2 protein-coding genes are annotated in these 2,986 nt (G+C 57.3%); both read right to left on the reverse strand.

The window, feature by feature from the left end:
- Positions 1–408: hypothetical protein (locus FNU79_RS18735; protein WP_143722308.1), on the reverse strand; the 408-nt coding region annotated here is incomplete at its 3' end.
- 86 nt (positions 409–494) lie between these two features.
- A partial coding sequence (locus tag FNU79_RS18740) for an Ig-like domain-containing protein (protein WP_143722309.1) occupies positions 495–2,986 on the reverse strand: 2,492 nt, incomplete at its 5' end.

The following is a 2,986-nucleotide window of genomic DNA, read 5'->3' on the forward strand; positions in this document are numbered from 1 at the left end:
GATCAAGACGTTCATCCGGTCACCTACGAAGAACAGCTCCACCACCAGAAACGATTTGTCCTTGCCTTCGAAGTAAAGTTCCGATCCCTGAAACACGGCATCGGTGCTGTGGATCTTCTTGTCGGTTTTCTGGTAGCCCAACTGGGTCACCAGGTCGCGGAGGTCTTGCGGGGCCACGTTGTCGGTGGCGGGAGCACTCCACATTTCAGCCCAGCGCAGCAGGGGGCGGCCTTTGCCAGGGTGTTTCTGCCACTGTTGCCAGGCATAGCTACATTCACGCACCAGCGACTTGGGAACGGCGACGCGCCCGTTGAACATCTTCTGCGGGTTGACGGCGCAGGCCCGTACCCCCGATGCACCCAGCAACATGACCAGCAGCAGACCAGAGACCTTCACAGCGTTCTTCATAACTCTCCTTGAGCCCAAACAGAACAAAAGAGAATCCTGCTCCCAAGCAATGAGTAGGATTCTCTAAACGAGTGATAATTTAGGGCTTAGGGATATTCGTACGTGACTTGGATGTAGGGACGCTTGTTGATGTCCTGCATCCTTTCTGACCCTATAAAGGTCTGGCGAAAGTTGAAGTCCTGACTTGATAGATAATTGTCAAACTCTCGCTGGATACGCCATTGCGACATCACAGCCGATAGGCCAGGATTCTTGACGTTGTAGGTAAACGGCACTGTAATGTCGAGGGTATTGTAACCAGCCCCTGAACCCTGATAAATATGTCGCAAGTTCTGGCCCGAATTGGCAACCGGCGCATTCCACAATGCACTGTCTTGAGTAAAATTCGGAGTATTGATATTTACAGCGTCCAAATCTCCCAGAACCTGAGGATTACCCTGGTGCAATACAGTATAGATGTTGAGAATTGCTGAGTTAATTTTGGTGATCTTGCTGAAATCGGTCAGCGCTCCTATGTCAAACTGGAGGAATGCCCTCTGTATGTATCTGTCACTACCATCCTTGCCTCTACCAATAACATCTTGAGAGTATGGTCCGGTTGTCGTCATAACTTCATTGTTTTCTACATTGAACATCAAATTTGTACTCCAGTCTTTTTCGCTATACAGTTTCAGAGTAGCTTGCCGCACCAACCGGTAGCTGCCGCCGACACTGTTGGCCTGTGCCAGCGGGTTGCCCGCCAGATCGGTGGCAATGCTGCTCATGCCCCATACCACGTTGCTGCCGTAGGGCAACACCTCGTTGTACGTCATGGTCATCACCGTGCCTGCCGCGTTCCAGCTAAAGCTCTTCTTGCTATCGGTCACGTTCGGCACGAGCAGTTGAAAGGCTTTTTGTGTCGTGGTCTTGTTCATCGCCTCGTTGAAGTTCACAGTGATGTTCAGTGGGCTATGGGCCACACCGATGCTGCTGTTGGTCGGCGTGAAGCTGGTCACCTTGGGCGGTGTGGTGTCACCACTCGGCGGCACGACAATGACTGCGGGCGCAGTTTTGAAGCTGAAGGTGTACGGCTGAGCCAACGCGACACCTGCTGTACTTTTCGCAGCTGTACTCATCGTCACGGCATACGAGGTATTGCCCGCGAAGTCACCGGTACAGGAAACCGTCTCAGGTTTGTTGGGAACGATGTTGCACTTCAGATTCGGCACAACTGGACTCAAGGTGATGGCTTGCGCCGCACTGGCCTGCATCGGCTCCGAGAATTTGACCATCACACCCAGACCGGCGGGGTCGACTTGCTGCTGGCCCGACGTGGGGAGACTTGCGATAACTTTGGGAGTGGTCACAATCAGAATCGGACTCTGCACCGTCAGGGGGAGATTGAGCGAGGCGCTGACATTTCCGGCACTGGCCTGAATCTGAATGGTGCTGGTGCCCGCTGGGCTGCTGCCGGTCTGGGTCAAGGTCACGGTGGCGCTGTCCTGACCGTCAGGAATCACCACGTCAGGTGCCGTGACATTGGCGGGTAAGTTGTTGGCGTGCAACTTCACCGGACCGGTGAAGTTCTTGCGCTGAACCTTGACGCTCAGAGTGGCGGGCGCACTGGGTTTAATGCTCAGACTGCTGGTCGTGCTGCTTAATGTCAGACTCTGCGGGAGAGGATCGGGATTGGCCTGCGCCGCCGTCTTGAAGCTGAAGCTGTACGGCTGGGCCAGCGCCACACCAGCGGCGTTCTGGGCGGTGGTCGCCACCGTCACGATGTAAGTCACGCCTGGCTGGAAGTCGCCCGCGCAGTTGACCTGTTGGATCTCGACACTCCCATCATTCACCAGACACGCAAAGTTCGCCACATTCGGCGTGATGCTGATGGTCTTGGCCACGTCACTCTTCATGCCCTGCGAGAACGTCACACCCACGCTCAGCCCAGCGCTGTTGACAGACTGTGCGTCCGAGGCGGGGCTGGTGGCGCTCACCGTGGGCGCAGTCGGCAGGCTCTCGGCACTCTCCACCGTCAGGGGGAGATTCAGCGAGGTCTTGACCGTGTCCGAGCTGGCCTGAAGTTGAATGGTGCTGCTCCCCGCCGGGGAGTTACCGTTCTGAGCCAGCGTCATCTCGGCACTATCCTGTCCGTCAGGGATCACCACATCCGCTGCCGTGACGTTGATGGGCAGGTTGGCCAGGTGCAACGTCACCGGCCCGGTGACGTTGCTGCGCGTCACCTTGACGGCCACAGTGGTGGGAACACCCGCCTTGACACTCAGGCTGCCGGGGGTGGCGACCAAGGTCAGGGCGGCCTGGCCCACCGGCACGGGGGCGGCGGCCACGTTGATCTTGACCTGCACAGTTTTGTGCAGCGTGCCTGCATCGGCTGCGAAGGTCAGGGTGTCGTCTCCAGCCACGCTGGTTCCATCAGTCTTGAGGCTGAGCTTGGCAGTGCTTGCTCCAGCTGGAACCGTCACGGCGGCTGCACTGAGACCCATAGGCGGATTGAGCAGGGTCAGGGTGACGGCACCCGTAAAGCCGCCGCTGCGCTGAAGGGCGGCGCTCAGCTCTGCCGTGCCAGTGGCCTGAAGATCGA

Origin of the sequence: Deinococcus detaillensis (assembly GCF_007280555.1) — a bacterium.
Taxonomy (GTDB): domain Bacteria; phylum Deinococcota; class Deinococci; order Deinococcales; family Deinococcaceae; genus Deinococcus; species Deinococcus detaillensis.